This is a genomic window from Pseudodesulfovibrio sp. JC047 (assembly GCF_010468615.1).
Lineage (GTDB): Bacteria > Desulfobacterota > Desulfovibrionia > Desulfovibrionales > Desulfovibrionaceae > Pseudodesulfovibrio.
Genome location: NZ_WUEH01000028.1, coordinates 1 through 15,902, shown reverse-complemented (window position 1 = coordinate 15,902; position 15,902 = coordinate 1). Strand labels below are relative to the sequence as shown.

Here is a 15,902-nt window from a genome sequence, read left to right as displayed (position 1 = left end):
ATATTTTTTATGAGCGGAAGTTGTCTCTTTTTTCAAGAAAAAGTAAAAATAACTGGTCCAGTCGCGAGTGATACCCCTGTATCGTCGAAGAATAATTTTGGCATAAAAAAACCGCCCGATCAGAGGATCGGGCGGTTTTGGGGTGTTTTGAAAGAAGTTTTACAGATTGGCCAACAGGATTTCGCCAAATTCCTGGCAACCGACCTGTGTGGAACCACTGATTTGCGAGGCGAGGTCAACGGTCACTTTTTTGTCCGTCAGGGCCTTTTCAACGGCGCGATGGATCAGAGCGGCGGCTTCGTGCCAGCCGATGTGTTCAAGCATCATGGCTCCGGATAAAATAAGGGAACCTGGATTGGCCATGTCTTTGCCTGCAATGGTCGGTGCCGTGCCGTGGGTTGGCTCGAAAAAGGCGAGTTTGTCACCTATGTTGACGCCGGGAGCGAGGCCGAGACCTCCAACCTGTGCCGCCAGTGCGTCGGAGATATAATCGCCGTTCAGGTTTGTGGTGGCAAGCACGGAATATTGTTCGGGATACATGAGCGCGTTTTGAAACATGGCATCGGCGATGCGGTCCTTGATGATGACACCGCTTCCTTCCTCGCCTTCCCGAACCACTTGTCCCTTGTAGGCTTCATCCGCAAGTTCGTATCCCCAGGAACGGAAGCCGCCCTCGGTGTACTTCATGATGTTGCCCTTGTGGACAAGCGTCACTGATGGCTTGTTTTCGGCAATAGCGTACTCAATCGCTTTTTTGACGAGTCGTTTTGACCCGGCTGGGGTGATGGGTTTGATGCCGATTCCGGCAGAGATGTCGATTTTCGCACCAAATTCATCCACCAGAAATTCGATCAGCTTTTTGGCTTCCGGGCTGGCGGATTTATATTCAATGCCGGCATAGACATCTTCGGTGTTTTCACGGAAAATGACCATGTCCACCAGATCAGGACGCTTGACCGGGGATTCGATTCCCTTGAAATATTTGATCGGACGAATGCAGGCATAGAGGTCAAAGGCCTGGCGCATGGTGACATTCAGGCTGCGAAAGCCTTCGCCCACCGGGGTGTTGAGTGGTCCTTTCATGGCCAGATCGGCCTGTGCGAGTGTGTCCATGGTGGCTTTGGGCAGGTGCTCGCCTGTTTCGGCATAGGCCTTTTCTCCGGCCAGCAAGAGCCGCCAATCAAGGGCGTTTTTTGATCCGTATGCCTTGTCAATGGCCGCATCGAGAACCGGACGACCGGCCTTCCATACTTCGGGACCGATGCCGTCGCCTTCGATATAATATACTGTTTTTGTTGCCAAAATAAGCCTCCAAGTTCAAAAGAGTGGCACAATGAACGCAAAATGCGGATTCGGACTATGACGTTTATTCGGTGAGATTGCAAGCAACGAGTCCACGATAGTGTGTGTAATGTTGATTTTAAATTAAGTAATTCAGATAATTAGGGATAGGTTTCTGGTATGGTCAGGGCACATATGGAAATGGTGAAAGCGTTGCTTGATGGCAGTCGTTCGATTGTTGCGTTGACCGGAGCTGGAGTTTCTGCCGGGAGCGGAATACCGACATTTCGAGGTCCGGATGGATTGTGGAAAAAACAGCGACCCGAAGATTTGGCGCGGGTTGACGCTTTTTCCCAGCATCCTGAATTGGTGTGGGAGTTCTATAATTGGCGGCGGGAAAAGGTGGGGCAATGCACACCAAATCCGGCGCATATGGCCTTGGCTGGCATGGATAAGCAGGTGCCGAATTTTCTTCTGATAACCCAGAATGTGGATGGATTGCACACTCAGGCCGGGAGCCATCGACTCATGGAAATGCATGGCAGTTTGTGGCGGGTGCAGTGTTCGGTCTGTACCTACGCCAGGGAAGATAGATCGTCATTGCCGGACATGCCCGTGTGTCCCGTGTGTGGGCATCTGCTCAGGCCAGGAGTGGTCTGGTTTGGAGAGCCTTTGGTGCCGGGCGTGTTGAAAGTCGCTATCGAGGCAATCAGTTCCGCAGATATTTTCTTGTCCATCGGCACGTCGAATCTGGTGCAACCTGCGGCGTCTTTTTATCAGTTGGCCAAGGATCACGGGGCCGTCACCATTGAAATCAATAGTGAACCGACCCCGAATACCGGACTGATGGATTTTGCTTTGCACGGAAAGGCCGAGGATATTCTGCCGGAGTTGGTGCTTGGCATGTCTGATTGAGGCGCCGGTTTTTTTGTTTTGGTCGGCCCGTGATATCGTGGATAGCTCTGTGTGAAAAAAATATACCAATATTTCAATGGTCTGTTTTTTCGGGCGTCGTCAGTGTGCTGTGAAAAGGCCTTTTCTTGACTTGTTTAAAACAATCGTCGTATTTCTCTTCCCATGAATTCACCCATTTCTCATACATACTTTTGTGGACGCGGGTGGCGTAACGTCAAGCGGCCTGATTCTTAAGCGCGTACTGAAGCTTTTCCGTTGCCCTGTGGGGGAACGGAAGTTTGTGGACGCAGTTTGAGAATCAGATGAAGCCGCTGGGAACGACGCCAGTGGTTTTTTTATGAACGATTGTCATCGGAAAAAGCCGGAAAATCCGCGTGTTTTCGAGACAGCTCTCTCAACTGTTCGGAGGACTTTTCATGTTGAAAAAAATCTTTTTGCCCCAGGACCAGATGCCGACCCAATGGTATAACCCCATGCCGGATCTGCCCACCCCCATGGCTCCGCCCTTGAACCCGGAAACCATGGAACCCCTCACTCCCGAAATGTTGGCCCCCATTTTTCCTGATTCCCTGATTGCTCAGGAAATGAGTCAGGAGCGTTTCATCGATATCCCGGAAGCCGTGCTCGATGTGTACAAGCTCTGGCGGCCGTCGCCGCTGGTTCGGGCCGATAGGCTGGAACGGGCTATTGGTGCCAAATGCAAGATCTATTACAAGGACGAGTCCGGGTCTCCGGCAGGGTCGCACAAGCCAAATACGGCTGTGCCGCAGGCCTATTACAACAAGCTGGAAGGGGTTGAACGATTGGCCACGGAAACGGGCGCGGGGCAATGGGGAACGGCCCTGTCTTTTGCCTGTTCCCAGTATGACATGGAATGCGTCGTGTACATGGTCAAGGTGAGCTACGAGATGAAGCCGTATCGGAAGATGCTCATCAACACCTATGGCGGAACCATTTTTGCCTCGCCTTCGGAAGAAACCCGGACTGGTCGGGAAATGCTGGCAAAAGATCCCGATTGCAAGGGCAGTCTCGGGCTGGCCATTTCCGAGGCCGTGGAAGATGCGGCCACGCATGACAACACCAAATACGCGCTTGGTTCAGTGCTGAACCATGTTTTGATCCATCAGACCATTACCGGGCTGGAGGTCAAGAAACAGCTTGAGATGATCGACGAAAAGGTCACACATCTCGTTGGATGCGTGGGTGGTGGTTCGAACTTTGGTGGGCTGGTCCTGCCGTTTTTGCCTGAAAAACTGGCTGGTGATCCGGTCCGTTTCATCCCGGTTGAACCCAAGGCGTGCCCCACGTTGACGCGAGGTGAATATCGGTATGATTTCGGTGATATGGCCCGGTTGACGCCATTGGTCAAGATGCACACGCTTGGCCATGATTTCATGCCCGCGCCCATTCATGCCGGAGGGTTGCGCTATCATGGCGATGCCCCCATCGTTTGCAACATCGTGGACGAGGGATTGACCGAGCCGGTGGCCTATTTCCAGACCGAGTGTTTTGAAGCGGCTAAGCTGTTTCTTGAAACCGAAGGATTCTTGCCTGCGCCCGAGACGTCCCACGCGATCAAGGGGGCCATTGAAGCCGCCAAGACCGCCGGTCCTGATGATGTGATCGTTTTCTTGTATTCTGGCCATGGAATGCTTGATCTGGCGTCATACGATGCCTTTAATCAGGGCTTGCTGACCAATTTCGAATTGCCGCAGCGTGATATCGAAGAAGCCCTCAAGGCGTGTCCGACCATCGAGGAATAATTCGCGATCAAAGTTTCTCCAGTGTTTGAAAACAGGCCCCGGCGCAGTGATGCGTCGGGGTTCTGTCCTTTGTATCTTGCTTCGAGCGCGACTGCCTGATAGTTTTGGGGAATGACATGCAAGGAGAAAAACATGATGCAATGGGAAAAATATGGGTGTTGTCTTTTGATGATGGGGTTGGTTTTCGGGGTGTTCGGCTGTGGTTCGCATGAAGACGCGCCAGCTCTGGATCAACAAACCCTGGAAAGTGCATTGGTCGGGAAGGTCTGGAATCTGCAAAATCTGTTTGCAAGAGAGGTTCAATCCGACACCCCCTTGACTTTGAAGTTCGCTGCCGATGGCACCGTGCAGGGATTTGGTGGGTGCAACACCTTCAAGGGAACATACACCCTTGACGGCGACTCGCTGTCCTTTGGACCCTTGGCCTCGACGCGCAAGGCGTGTGGTGCGGCTCTGGGGGAACAGGAGTACACCTACCTGACGTTTTTGGCCACGATCAACAAGGTCAGAGTGGACGAGGAGACGTTGGAGTTGTTCAGTGTGGACCAGTCCCAACCCATGGTCTTTACCACGGGTGGCGGCGGATTGTTCTGGTAAACCGACAAGGAGTCTGCTGTGCGAACCATGTGGGTAAAACTGCTTTTGGCGATGTGTGTCTTGGGGCTGCTGGTTTCCGGGTGTGCCAAACAAGAGAGCGGTGATGACATCATGACCCAGTTGACGGGCACGGTCTGGGTCGCTGAAATGATTGCTGGCAAGCCGGGTATCGACATGACCCATTCTTCCATCGAATTTGGGGAAAAGGGCGTTGTGGACGGCTTTGGTGGCTGCAATTCCTATCATGGCTCATACACCCTTGAAGGAGATGTTGTCTCATTTGGTCCCATGGCCGCGACCATGCGGGCCTGTGTCGACGCCATCAATGATCAGGAAGTGCGTTTTTTCCGTTCGTTGGCTGAACCACAGACGGTGAAGTTCAAGGACGGTTCACTGTTGTTAATCGCCTCGGATGGGAAAATTTCGAAGTTTTCCACTCGGGAGTGATGACTCGATTTCCGATTATAATCGGTGTTTTGTTGTGCGTGGCTCTTGTTCTGGGGCTGCCACGGTGGAGTGCTGCCTTCAAGATGGTGCATGATGTCTCGGATCCGCATGAAGGACCGCGATTGCTTGTTGTGCCGTTTGGATTCAAGACAGAAGCCTCTGGTTCAGGGGTGGGCGTGGGCGCGACATACAGTGGCTGGCCGCAGGAGCAGGCCATTATTGGTGGTGCGGCGTGGAAGACCTTTGATCGGACCGATGCCATCTATCTCAATCTGACGGATTTTCAGCTTCCGTTTGCTAAGCGGTTGTTCCTCATGGTGCACGGGTTTGATTCGTCGTATGGGAATATGGTGTCCTATGCTTCAGGTGGCGGGGCAGCGGATAACAATTCAGGCAAACATGATCTGTACAAAGGGCACGGCTGGGATCAATGGCTCGAAGGAGAGTTGACCTATGTCATGCCATGGGGACCGTTTGGCGATGAACTCATCCATACGTACACCACTGACAAGGGAATTTTGACAAAAGGAAGTCTGTACGCAGGGGAGTTCGATCCCTCTGTGAGCGGACGCAGCTATTTCAAAATAAAGCCCTATTATCGTCATCGGTGGTACCGTGATTCGGTTTCGCCTAATACCGATATTGAAACCGGCGGTTTTCGGTTCACCTTCGAATATGACAACAGCGATTTTACGTATGACCCGTCCGAGGGCAGTACGACTATGCTTCGATTGTATCAGGGGATTGATGCCGGAAAAAGCGACTCCTGGACAGGCGTGGAACTGGATTTCAGTTCGTATTGGAATCTGGGGGCGTCATCATGGTTTGCCAAACAGGTGGTGGCACTGAATTTCTGGACGGTTGATACTCCGAGTTGGAATACCCATGCCGATGGCACCGTGACAGGGAATTCTCCCTATTTCATGGGGGCGGCTTTGGGCGGATATACGCACCAGCGAGGCTATCCTTTTTACCGTTTTCACGACAAGGCGGCCATTAACTACGCCGTTGAGTACCGTGTCATGCCCAAATGGAATCCGCTCGGAACATTTACCTGGTTCAAATGGTGGGAAGTGGTGCCCTTTGCCGAAGTCGGGCGAGTTGCCCCCTATTGGAATCCCCGAATATTGCATCAGGACATGAAGTTTTCCGCCGGGGTCGGGCTGCGTGCGATGATTCTGAATTCCGTGCTTCGGCTTGATGTGGCAGGGAGTGCCGAAGGGGCCAATGTCTGGGCCATGTTGAATCAGTCGTTTTAGGAAAGTTGTTCCTTGAGCTGCTGTATCCGGTCATATGATTGTTCGATTCGACGGCGTGAAAGTGCTTTGTCAGTGACCAGTTTCTTGATGATGGCGTGGGCGGTTTTCACGATATCCGGATCATAGTGCAGGTTGTTGCCGAAGAGCAGGATGTCCGCCCCTGCTTCTATCGCCAGTAAAATGGCCTCTTTCTGGCTGAAATGAGTGGTGATGGCCTTCATGTTCATGTCATCGGTGATGATGACACCGTCATAGCCGAGGTCCGTGCGCAACAGTCCTGTGATGATCTTTTTTGAGAGGGTGGCCGGATATGTCGGGTCCAGCGTGGCGTTGAAAAGGTGCCCGGTCATGATGAGTGACGGGACATTCTTGGCGATCAGTTCCCGGTATGGAATCAATTCGGCGTCGGTCCAGGTGGTGGTGATGTCCGGCAGTCCTGCGTGGCTGTCTGTTCCAGCTGATCCGTGTCCCGGAAAATGTTTGAGACAGGAAAGCACGCCGCTTCGTTTGAGTTCACCGGCAAAGATTTCGGCGCACCGGGTGACCATGCCCGGGTCTGCGGAAAAACTTCGTCCCATGGCACCGATGGCCGGGGATTCAGGGTTGCTGTTGACGTCCACGACCGGGGCGAAATCCAGATTGAAGCCATTGGCCGACAGGTTCATGCCGGTCATGTACCCTGCGGTGCGGACCTTGAATTCGCCGGACGCGCAAATGGCCTGAGCCGACGGTGTGGTATGAAATCCGGTGGATTCATTGAGTCGCTGCACGCGGCCGCCTTCCTGATCCACTGCAATGAAAAGCGGGATGGCTGCGAAGGATTGGAGCTGGCGGTTGAGCTTCTTGACCTGTTCGGGGGACGTGATGTTGCGTCCGGTCGTGCCCAGTTCCACATCGCGGTCAAAGAGAACGACTCCGCCGAGATGTCGGTTTTTGATATCTTGAACAATCGGACTGGTTGCCTCCACCGAGGTTCCCCGAAAACCGGCCATGAGCATCTGGCCGATCATGGTGTCGAGGTCCGTGCTGTGAGCTGTCGCCGGCAACAGCAGGATGATTGAGAAGAGAAGGAGAAGTGGTCGGTAATGCAACATGTGAACCTCGGGTGTTTGCGGGAGCATAGATGGCACTCGTTCGTCCTGCAAGGGGGAAATCTGTTTGCGCGGTGGCTTTTTCTCAGAAGATGCAATCCGATCGGTCTTGTTCATTGCCTTGAAATGGCGTCTAACCTTGAGTGAACGGTCTTTTGGCCCTTGTTGCCTTCTTTTTCTGATGGGGGTGGCGTGGGTGACATGGGTTCCGGGGTTGTGATAGGGTTCCCCACGTCGAGAGTCCATAATACAGGAGTCATATGTGGTTGAACCTGTTGTTCAAATAAAGGGATTGACCTATTCTATTGGTGGTATTCCCATTTTGGAAGATGTTACGCTGCGAATTGAACGCGGCGATTACCTGGCTGTGCTGGGGCCGAATGGTGGCGGTAAGTCCACTTTGCTTAAACTCATGATCGGGCTGCTCAAGCCGACTGCGGGATCAATCCATGTCCTCGGGCTTCCTCCGGGAGAGGCTGGCGGGCGAATCGGGTACCTGCCACAACACACGCATGTGGGACAATCGTTTCCCATCACTGTGCTCGATGCGGTCTGCATGGGGCTGGTTAAACCCGGATTCAGTGGTATTGCCGGTATTTTTCATCTCGGAGAAACTCGGGAAAAAGCCCGGCAGGCCTTGGCCCGTGTCAATATGCAGGATTTTGCCTCTCGAAATTTGGCCCGACTTTCCGGTGGGCAGAAACAACGCGTGTTCATTGCTCGTGCCTTGGTGGATGACCCGGAGTTGCTTTTGCTGGATGAACCCACGGCGAGTGTGGATTCATCCAGTCGCTATTCGTTGCTTCGATTGTTGGCCGAATTGAATGAGGAAATGACTGTCATTATGGTCAGTCATGATATTTCTTCCCTGGCGTCGGGCGTCAAGTCCGTGGCCTGTGTGAATAAAACTTTGCACTTTCATGACGCTCCGGTTGTGACTGGCGACATGTTCAAGATGTCGTATGGAGACACCGATCATGAATGCTGTCCTGTTGAATTGGTGACACACGGGCATGTTCCGCACCGGGTGCTTGGGGCACACGATCTTCAGGACGCAGAGAAGGGCGAGGACGCATAATGGATATTCTTGGTTTTGAATTTATGCAGAACGCCTTGATTGCCGGACTGCTGGCCAGTCTTATTTGTGGTATCATCGGGTCACTGGTTGTGGTCAACCGCATGGTTTTCATTTCGGGCGGGATTGCTCATGCTTCCTACGGAGGAGTCGGGCTGGCCTTTTTGCTTGGGTTGCCGGTCCTGCCTGTCACTGCGGCATTTACCGCGTGCATGGCCATGATCATGGCATTGGTGACACTGCGGGCGCGAGAGCGGGTGGATACGGTCATCGGCGTGCTGTGGGCCTCGGGCATGGCCTTGGGAATCATCCTGCTCGACCTGACCCCCGGGTACAATGTGGACCTGATGAGTTATCTTTTTGGTTCGATTCTGGCCGTTCCCCGGCAAGATTTGTGGATCATGGCCGGGTTGGCCTGTGTGGTCTTGGGCCTTGTCCTGGTCTTTTATCGGGGATTTTTGGTCATGAGTTTCGATGAGGAATTTGCTCGTTCGCGAGGGGTTCCGGTCGATTTTCTGTATTGTTTGCTTATTGTCATGGTCGGATTGTGCGTGGTCATGATCATTCGTGTGGTCGGACTGATTCTGGTCATTGCCTTGTTGACGATTCCGCCGTTCATGGCAGAGCGACGCACTCGATCTCTTGCGCTGATGATGGTTTTGGCTGGGCTTTTGAGTACCTTTTTCACGTTGGTAGGACTGTGGGTTTCGTATACGATGAATGTCTCGTCGGGAGCGGCCATTATTGCGGTCGCATCAGTGACTTTTTTCGCGTCGTTGCTCATTCCGCCCAAAACGAGTTGATCGATGACTCGGGCAATTTTTGCCTCGGAATGGGTTTTGCAAATTGAAGTGAGCCGGTGTACAGGGTGTCTGGCTCAATTTTGTTTCTAGCCAGAGAAAGGACAATGAAATTTAAGGAAGAAATCAAACGGAAAGGGTACACCCGCTATCGAGGCGCGGTAGACGCTTCGGTGTACGAGTATTTCAACTGTGATTGCTCGTGGAAGGCCGAGTGGTATCTCAAGAATGGCCACTACCAGTGCTGTGGCTGTAAGGAAAAATGCGAAACCAGAGATCCTGATGGATTCCAGATGTTTCTCGATTTCGGATAGCGAGGAAGGACAGACCATGCGACGTGCTCTTTTCATTATCACGACCATTGCGCTTCTCGGAATGACCACTGGATCGGTGTGGGCTTCGGATTACGAGGATATGGATATCTGTCTGGGCAAGAAAGTCTTGGCGCGGGCTTTGTGCAAAGATCCTCTGGAAATCAATTATGTGGCACGGGTCCGAAAGAATATATATCTTTTTTCCGTTTTTTACGCACGGCAGGAAAGTCGTTTTGTGGTCGGTATTTCCAACAGCAAGATTCGTATTCAGGGGAAGGAGTTTTTGACGTTGACGCAGACGATTCCCTACGAATTTGATACGACATCCAAATGTGCGGTGGTCAAGTTTACCACGCCAGAGTGTCGGAATGCTCCGCCGATCGTGTGTTGTTCCGAAAAGACCGTTGAAGAAAAATTGGATGAAAAATTTTGGGATCGACCCGTTCCGGACCTGCTTGAAGAAGATTTGCGCAGGGCCTTGGATGTGGAGACTTCGACTGAGGACGGTGTTTCAGCAAAAGAAGCCCCGCCAGCGCAATAGCCAATGTGCAATGAATTTGATCCGAAAGGCCTCCACATGGTGCGAGGCCTTTTCTTGTGGCGAATCACACCCGGCGGAACCAGAGCAGGATACCGAGTATCCCGACAACGGGATAGATCGGCCACCATGTTTGCGTGTATGCGCATCCACCACTGGTGGCGATAAGGACAAGAATATAGACCCACGCCTCGATCATTCGCTTGATGGAACGCCATGTGTCGTGCGGCAGTTCTTGCTGCTTGAACGAGCGCAAAAGGCCTGGAGCTGGTGGCGTGCATCCTTTTGAGGGAGGGGCTGACTGGAGTTTCTTGTTGCATCGAGTGCAATACAGGGCGTCGCTGCAGTTTTTTTGTCCACATCTGGTACAAGTAATCACAGTTTTTTATCGCGTGTCTCCAGTGGAAGGTCAAGGGGAATCATGTCTGCGGCCTTTTTGTTTCCATTTGGCATATTGCATATTATATTTTGCAAAAAACTGAGAGTTGTCATAGGGTTTCTGGCAATTGAATGACGAGTAAGGGCGATCGAACATCATGAAAAGAGCATCTCATAGCGGCAGGGAACGGCCTGAAAGAGGGAAACGCCTGGCCGCGTACCAGAATCGACTGCGGGCCTTGAAGGAGCGGTCTGCCCTGCGTGAGGTCCTGGAACAGGAAATGTTGCGAGAGCTGACGAGGCTTAACCGGGCCGCACTCAGCGAATATCCCATGCTGCCCGCACAACAAAAGAGTGTGGTCACGTTGTTGTGTGGTCGTGTCGGTCATCCCGGCTATGAGTTCGTTCATACTCACGTTGCCAATTTTATTGTTTTGCTGGCACATTTTGAGAAAGCGGCCATTGCCGGAGACACAGACCGTGTTGCGACATTGCAGACGCAGCTCTTGAATATTGAGGCTGTCCTGTTGAAATGCGTCCAAGGCATTGTGTATGCCATTGCCCTGATTACCGATGATTTCGAGGAAATAGTGTTGCGGTATTTCGGCCAGGCTGCTTTGCAGGAATACAGCTCGCTTATTGAAAAGTATGAACTTAATCAAGGGTTCTGGAATGCCTTTGTCGAGCAGTTTATCGCGGGTCGTGTCGAAGAGGCCCACCGGGAAATTCTCGAAGGCGGCAAGTATGAGATTTCCAAGGAACGGTCTTTTTTAGTCATCCGATTCTTGTTTGACGATATTTTGTCGAAACTCAATCCAACGGATCAACGCATTGAAAAAACCCGTATTCAAAACGGGTATGTGGCCACGTTCGAGCAGCAGGAGGCACAACAACGCGCCAAGATGGTCCAGGCGATGCTTGTCAAGGGAGTGTCGGGACTGTCGCAATTCAAGCAGTTGACGGCAGAAGAGTTGCTTCTCGCTGCCCGTGTTGCCTGTGTCGATCCCGTGAGTCTGGAATTCGAGATAAAATATACGGAACGGATTGCCGTGGCCAGAGCTCTCAGGGCTGATCCGAATGCCGCGCCGTCATCTCGTGCGGAAGACGCACAACGGGAGCAAGTACATTTTCAGTTTGTGTTGGATCAGTTGATTGGTCTCGGGGTGGGGGCCGCCATTGCCATCGGCGTGACTGGCGATCATCTGTTCAAGGCGTTGGACGCATTTGTTCCGGATCAGATGAAGGGCCTTTTGCCCCTGAAAAAGGATTTTTCCATTCCGGTTTTGGAGAAATTGTTGTTTTTCATGTTGGAGAATCATACCATCCATATCCTCAAGGAATGTGGCCGGGATGAGGGCAGTAAAATTCAGGTTCGGACCGGGCGTGCCCGACGAGTCGCTGCTGCCGTTGTTGATCTTTTGCCTGGGATGTCGAAAATCAGGAAAAAAAAGTTGTTCGGAAATGACGTGACCCGTGACGGGACGTTATTGTTCAAACCGAAGAACGCCAGTCAGTTGCAGGAATCCATGACCATGCTCAGTCTGGAGCCGGAGTTGCAAAAGGGACTGAGAGAATTGTGGACACAGGCGGTGTTTCGCGTGGACATCATGGTCTTGATAAATTTGGAACTCGTGTCGAGAACGACCACAAATATGTCCGCCAAGCTCGCCGAGATATTAACGAAGTACGGTATTTCAAAGGCTGTGTAGGTCTTTTGATTCATGTGATAAGGCCCTCACACGGTTGTGTGAGGGCCTTATCCATTTGTTTTATCGATTGAAAACAATGGTTTTGTTGCCATCCACGATGACCCGGTCCTCCAGATGCCATTTGACGGCTCTGGCAAGAACGTGGCGTTCAATGTCTCCACCCAACCGTTTCAGATCATCCAGATCATGACTGTGGGTCACCCGGATCACATCCTGTTCAATAATAGGCCCTTCATCGAGTTGCGCCGTGACGTAGTGCGCGGTGGCACCGATCAGTTTGACACCGCGTTCAAATGCTCGTCTGTAGGGATCGGCTCCGACAAAGGCGGGCAGGAACGAGTGATGGATGTTGATGACCTGATTCTTGTATTTGGTGACGAAATCCGCAGTCAGGATTTGCATGTATCGGGCAAGGACAATGAGGTCCACATGTTCGCCCATGAGTTCCATCATGGCGTCTTCGGCCATGACTTTGTCTCGCAGGGTGGGACCGACAGGGACGTGATGAAAGGGCACGCCAAAATGTTCGATCGCCTCTCGCAGGTTTGGATGATTGGAGATGACCATGGCGATGTCGCAATCGAGATCCCCCCGTTTCCACCGCCACAAAAGTTCCATGAGGGCGTGATCAACCTTGGAGCAGAGGATGACCATTTTTTTTGGAGTCCAGACTGGATTCAGTGTCCAATCCATAATGAAATTACTGGCAACTTCCTCTTCGAATTCGTCACGAAGCGCGTCCAGGCCAGTGCTGTCCAGGCCGGGCAGAAAGAACTCGTTGCGCATGAAGAACCGACCGCCTTCAGGATCGGTCGAATGCTGATTCGAGTGGATGATGTTGGCATTTTTCTTATGCAGGTAGCCGCTGACAGCGGCAACAATGCCCGGCTGGTCCGGGCAGGTAATAAGCAGTCTAACAGTGCTTTCTTTGGATTCAGTCATATATGGTGCCTTATTCTTTGGGGTAACGTTTGACCACGATGGGCATGTCGTATTCGTCCATCATACAGTGATGGGCTGTACCGTAAAAGCGGCCCGAATAAAAGTCTTTTCAAATGGGCGAATTCGGGCTTGTCGGCGTTGGGTTGCTTCAGTATATGTTTTTTTATACATTGGATACCTACTGCACGATTGAAGAGGGAGAAATATATGTCTGAAGCCGCTTTGAAAAAAGTCATGGATCATTCTTCAGCCGGATTGGCCGCTCGCAAGGCCTTTTTTGACACCAAGGCCGAATTGATTGTCGAAATTTCGCGGGCCATGGCCGTCTGTTTGGCTGGTGGTGGCAAGATCATGTTTTGTGGAAATGGTGGCAGTGCCGCTGACAGTCAACATCTGGCGGCCGAGTTTACCAATCGGATCAAACTGGAGCGACCGGCATTGCCCGGTTTGGCTTTGACGACCGACACATCCGCTTTGACGGCCATTGCCAACGACTACAGTTTTGACGAAGTCTTTTCCAAACAATTATCCGCGCTTGGCCGTGCCGGAGACATGTTGGTTGGATTTTCCACCTCCGGGACCAGCACCAATGTCATTCGGGCCATGCGAGAAGCCAAGCGCAACGACATCGTGACTGTGGGCCTGACAGGGCAAAGTGGTGCTGAGATGGCCTCGGTTTCGGATTTTCTGGTGACGGTACCTTCTGGAGAGACCGCTATCATTCAGGAAATTCACATCGCGGCAGGTCATATGTTTTGTTTTTTAGTGGACCATTTTCTTTTTGAAGCCGTGTCTGAATTGACTCCGTATCTTCCTGACCAGGATTGATAGAGGCTCTGTTGGTCTTTGGGGAGTGCTTTTTTTTGATCGGGTATGCCACGAAAAAAGCCCCGGATTTTTCCGGGGCTTTTTCGTGATTAAAAAGTTTCTCGCTTGACGCGGATATTCAGTCCCTTGCGCCGAAGCCTTTGTGCCAACGTTTGTGCCCGTTCCAGGGTTGGCACTGTTGTGATGACCAGCTGGGCCATGCCTGTTTCGTCCCAGACCCAGATGTTTTCCGGCAAGATCACTCCGGATTGATCCGTTGCATCCAGCAGTCGTTGTCGCGATTCTTCCCTGTTGTCGAAGGAATCGTCATCAAGCGGTTCGCCGCAGGCTAGAACCCACCATCCTCTAGGGCGGAGTTTGGGATCAGTTTCCTGACCGAAGCTCCGAGCCGTCCAGTGCGCTTGCTCCTGACGAACAACAGCAGTCATGCGTTGGATGCTTTTTTCTATTTCATTGATATTGCAGTTCATAATACGTTTTATCCAATTTCAAACATCGAGTTTGTCTTTCGTCAAAATACGCTGGAGCCAATGAATTGGCAAGAGCGGTTGATGGATTCTGGCTTTTCTTCGCGTGCTTGCCCCAGTGTTCTTTCCCATGTATCTTGGGGCATGATCTATGTGTCTCATTTCAAAAAGCGCACTCCACAACAAAGACTTTTCCGATGTGTTTTGGGAACAGTCATCATCGGTTGTCTTGTCTGGGCTTTCTATTCAATTCCTTACGATATTTTGCGTGAGGAGCGTGCCCGATTGTTCGGGGAGGAGTTGACCTCCGGTTTGGTGCTCGCTGTGAGCAGTGACAACGCGGTTGATATGCCTGATACGCGACTTTTAGTCGAGTACAAATATGTCGACCCCGACGGTTTTGCGCGGGTCACAACGGCTCGACTTCCCAATAGTTTATGGACACGATACCGTCCTGGTTCGACTATACAAGTCATTTTTGTCCGGACCCGGCCTGATTTGGTGCGAGTCCCCGACGAAGTGGAGCCGGCTTTTCAGGTTTGGTTGCGTGAGTTGATGAACTGATCTGTTCTTTTATTCGTATTGTTTCGGGAATTTTTTGCCCATGAGATACTCCATGGCCTCGCGGTCGATGGTGTCTGAGGCGATGAGAAATTCCAATCCCAGAATCATAGGGTGGTATGTCACTCCATGCGAGAGTTCGTCGGCATTGCCGTAGAAATACCGTTCGGCGGGGATGGCGGGATTAATGTCGATATCCTTTTCGTCACGCAGCATGGACGGCATCACATGGTCAAGGATGACTCCTCCAGGGGGGGGGGCCAGATGTGATAGCTTCCCAGCGCGTTTTCCCCAGTTTTTTCCGTGACCATTTTTTTGAAATGGGTCGGTGTGACAGGCAATAGCGGTTCGCCGTTGCGTGCGACATTTCCCATCGTCAGTATGGCACCGGGAATGTGAAATTTGGTGCTGAGCATATGGAACATGCCAAAGTTGACAGACAGTGTTTTACCAGCCCGTTCGGCAAAGGGAATATGCCCGGTTTCTTCCACGGCGTTCAGGACAGTTCGATCAATCGGAAAAGATGTTGGATTGATTGAAATTTCATCGAGATTGAGTTTTTTGGTGCGAGAAGCCGCAGCCTTGAATTCTTTGAGGTAGCTCATGGGGGAGGGGTACTCTTTTTTTCCTTTTTTTTGAAGAGGGAAGAGGAAGGCAGGTTTTTCGGTTTTATTTGGGTATGCGCGCTTCGCGGTGGGGAGTCTTTCAAAATTATTCCAAAGGTTTCGCCCTTACAGCGACCTGCTTTTTGTTTGGCGCAGATTGTAATCTCAAACTTAACACTTTCGGGGGGGGGGAGTTCCCAAAATGAATGTCCCATGAAAATGTTGTCCTAACACTAAAACTCCACAACGGAGGGACAACACCACATGGGACACAAACAGCTTAACCGAGAGAAGAGAGAAATTATAGAGAGGTTATTGGACCAAGGCAGCAG

General features: G+C 51.7%; 19 protein-coding genes. 12 read left to right on the top strand and 7 right to left on the bottom strand.

Annotated features, from left to right (window positions below):
- Positions 1 to 159 precede the first annotated feature (159 nt).
- Complete coding sequence (gene icd / locus GO013_RS15040; protein WP_163812540.1) at positions 160 to 1,302, bottom strand: NADP-dependent isocitrate dehydrogenase; 1,143 nt, start codon at positions 1,300 to 1,302, stop codon at positions 160 to 162.
- Positions 1,303 to 1,461: 159 nt separating this feature from the next.
- Between icd and GO013_RS15035 the strand changes: the two genes are divergently transcribed.
- The 5 genes from GO013_RS15035 to GO013_RS15015 all read left to right on the top strand — a co-directional run bounded on the left by GO013_RS15035 (position 1,462) and on the right by GO013_RS15015 (position 6,262).
- Positions 1,462 to 2,196, top strand: coding sequence for an NAD-dependent deacylase (locus GO013_RS15035; RefSeq protein ID WP_163812539.1), 735 nt, complete (start codon positions 1,462 to 1,464; stop codon positions 2,194 to 2,196).
- A gap of 416 nt (positions 2,197 to 2,612) precedes the next feature.
- A complete protein-coding gene (locus GO013_RS15030; RefSeq protein ID WP_163812537.1) occupies positions 2,613 to 3,959 on the top strand; it encodes a TrpB-like pyridoxal phosphate-dependent enzyme in 1,347 nt (448 codons plus the stop codon).
- A 132-nt stretch (positions 3,960 to 4,091) separates the two neighbouring features.
- Positions 4,092 to 4,556 (top strand): META domain-containing protein, encoded by a 465-nt coding sequence (locus GO013_RS15025; protein WP_203529648.1) that lies wholly within the window; start codon positions 4,092 to 4,094, stop codon positions 4,554 to 4,556.
- A 27-nt stretch (positions 4,557 to 4,583) separates the two neighbouring features.
- Positions 4,584 to 5,003, top strand: a complete 420-nt coding sequence (locus tag GO013_RS15020; RefSeq protein ID WP_239057903.1) for an META domain-containing protein — start codon at positions 4,584 to 4,586, stop codon at positions 5,001 to 5,003.
- A complete protein-coding gene (locus tag GO013_RS15015; protein WP_163812534.1) occupies positions 5,003 to 6,262 on the top strand; it encodes a hypothetical protein in 1,260 nt (419 codons plus the stop codon). The genes GO013_RS15020 and GO013_RS15015 overlap by 1 nt, the downstream gene beginning before the upstream one ends.
- Here the strand turns inward: GO013_RS15015 and GO013_RS15010 are convergent.
- Positions 6,259 to 7,383, bottom strand: a complete 1,125-nt coding sequence (locus GO013_RS15010; RefSeq protein WP_239057901.1) for a glycoside hydrolase family 3 N-terminal domain-containing protein — start codon at positions 7,381 to 7,383, stop codon at positions 6,259 to 6,261. The two genes, GO013_RS15015 and GO013_RS15010, sit on opposite strands and share 4 nt — an antisense overlap.
- A gap of 232 nt (positions 7,384 to 7,615) precedes the next feature.
- Between GO013_RS15010 and GO013_RS15005 the strand changes: the two genes are divergently transcribed.
- The 4 genes from GO013_RS15005 (at position 7,616) to GO013_RS14990 (ending at position 10,083) form a co-directional block, all read left to right on the top strand.
- Entirely contained in the window at positions 7,616 to 8,431 is an 816-nt protein-coding gene (locus tag GO013_RS15005) for an ABC transporter ATP-binding protein (RefSeq protein ID WP_163812532.1), read from the top strand.
- The gene (locus GO013_RS15000; protein ID WP_163812530.1) at positions 8,431 to 9,231 is read left to right on the top strand and encodes a metal ABC transporter permease; all 801 of its coding nucleotides are present in this window, start codon (positions 8,431 to 8,433) and stop codon (positions 9,229 to 9,231) included. The genes GO013_RS15005 and GO013_RS15000 overlap by 1 nt, the downstream gene beginning before the upstream one ends.
- A 104-nt stretch (positions 9,232 to 9,335) precedes the next feature.
- Positions 9,336 to 9,542 carry a DNA-binding protein gene (locus GO013_RS14995; RefSeq protein WP_163812528.1) on the top strand — a complete coding sequence of 69 codons (207 nt, stop codon included), beginning with the start codon at positions 9,336 to 9,338 and terminating at the stop codon, positions 9,540 to 9,542.
- 16 nt (positions 9,543 to 9,558) lie between these two features.
- On the top strand, positions 9,559 to 10,083 hold the full coding sequence (locus GO013_RS14990; RefSeq protein ID WP_203529646.1) for a hypothetical protein: 525 nt from the start codon (positions 9,559 to 9,561) through the stop codon (positions 10,081 to 10,083).
- Positions 10,084 to 10,147: 64 nt separating this feature from the next.
- Here GO013_RS14990 and GO013_RS14985 read toward each other — a convergent pair whose 3' ends face one another.
- A complete protein-coding gene (locus GO013_RS14985; protein ID WP_163812526.1) occupies positions 10,148 to 10,336 on the bottom strand; it encodes a hypothetical protein in 189 nt (62 codons plus the stop codon).
- 280 nt (positions 10,337 to 10,616) lie between these two features.
- Between GO013_RS14985 and GO013_RS14980 the strand changes: the two genes are divergently transcribed.
- Positions 10,617 to 12,167, top strand: a complete 1,551-nt coding sequence (locus tag GO013_RS14980; RefSeq protein WP_163812524.1) for a hypothetical protein — start codon at positions 10,617 to 10,619, stop codon at positions 12,165 to 12,167.
- 60 nt (positions 12,168 to 12,227) lie between these two features.
- Here the strand turns inward: GO013_RS14980 and purU are convergent, their stop codons facing one another.
- Positions 12,228 to 13,109: a formyltetrahydrofolate deformylase gene (purU, locus tag GO013_RS14975; protein ID WP_163812522.1), complete on the bottom strand. Its 882-nt coding sequence runs from the start codon at positions 13,107 to 13,109 to the stop codon at positions 12,228 to 12,230.
- A 207-nt stretch (positions 13,110 to 13,316) separates the two neighbouring features.
- On the opposite strand from purU, the gene GO013_RS14970 reads away from it, so the two are divergent.
- Entirely contained in the window at positions 13,317 to 13,937 is a 621-nt protein-coding gene (locus GO013_RS14970; RefSeq protein WP_163812520.1) for a D-sedoheptulose 7-phosphate isomerase, read from the top strand.
- 89 nt (positions 13,938 to 14,026) lie between these two features.
- Here the strand turns inward: GO013_RS14970 and GO013_RS14965 are convergent, their stop codons facing one another.
- Positions 14,027 to 14,365, bottom strand: coding sequence for a hypothetical protein (locus tag GO013_RS14965; protein WP_239057900.1), 339 nt, complete (start codon positions 14,363 to 14,365; stop codon positions 14,027 to 14,029).
- A gap of 3 nt (positions 14,366 to 14,368) precedes the next feature.
- Here GO013_RS14965 and GO013_RS14960 point away from each other — a divergent pair, with 3 nt between their 5' ends.
- Entirely contained in the window at positions 14,369 to 14,968 is a 600-nt protein-coding gene (locus GO013_RS14960; protein WP_239057899.1) for a hypothetical protein, read from the top strand.
- A gap of 9 nt (positions 14,969 to 14,977) precedes the next feature.
- On the opposite strand, the gene GO013_RS17305 is transcribed toward GO013_RS14960, so the two are convergent.
- On the bottom strand, positions 14,978 to 15,181 hold the full coding sequence (locus GO013_RS17305; protein ID WP_239057898.1) for a hypothetical protein: 204 nt from the start codon (positions 15,179 to 15,181) through the stop codon (positions 14,978 to 14,980).
- An 8-nt stretch (positions 15,182 to 15,189) separates the two neighbouring features.
- A complete protein-coding gene (locus GO013_RS17300; protein WP_239057897.1) occupies positions 15,190 to 15,570 on the bottom strand; it encodes a hypothetical protein in 381 nt (126 codons plus the stop codon).
- Between the last annotated feature and the right edge of the window lie 332 nt (positions 15,571 to 15,902).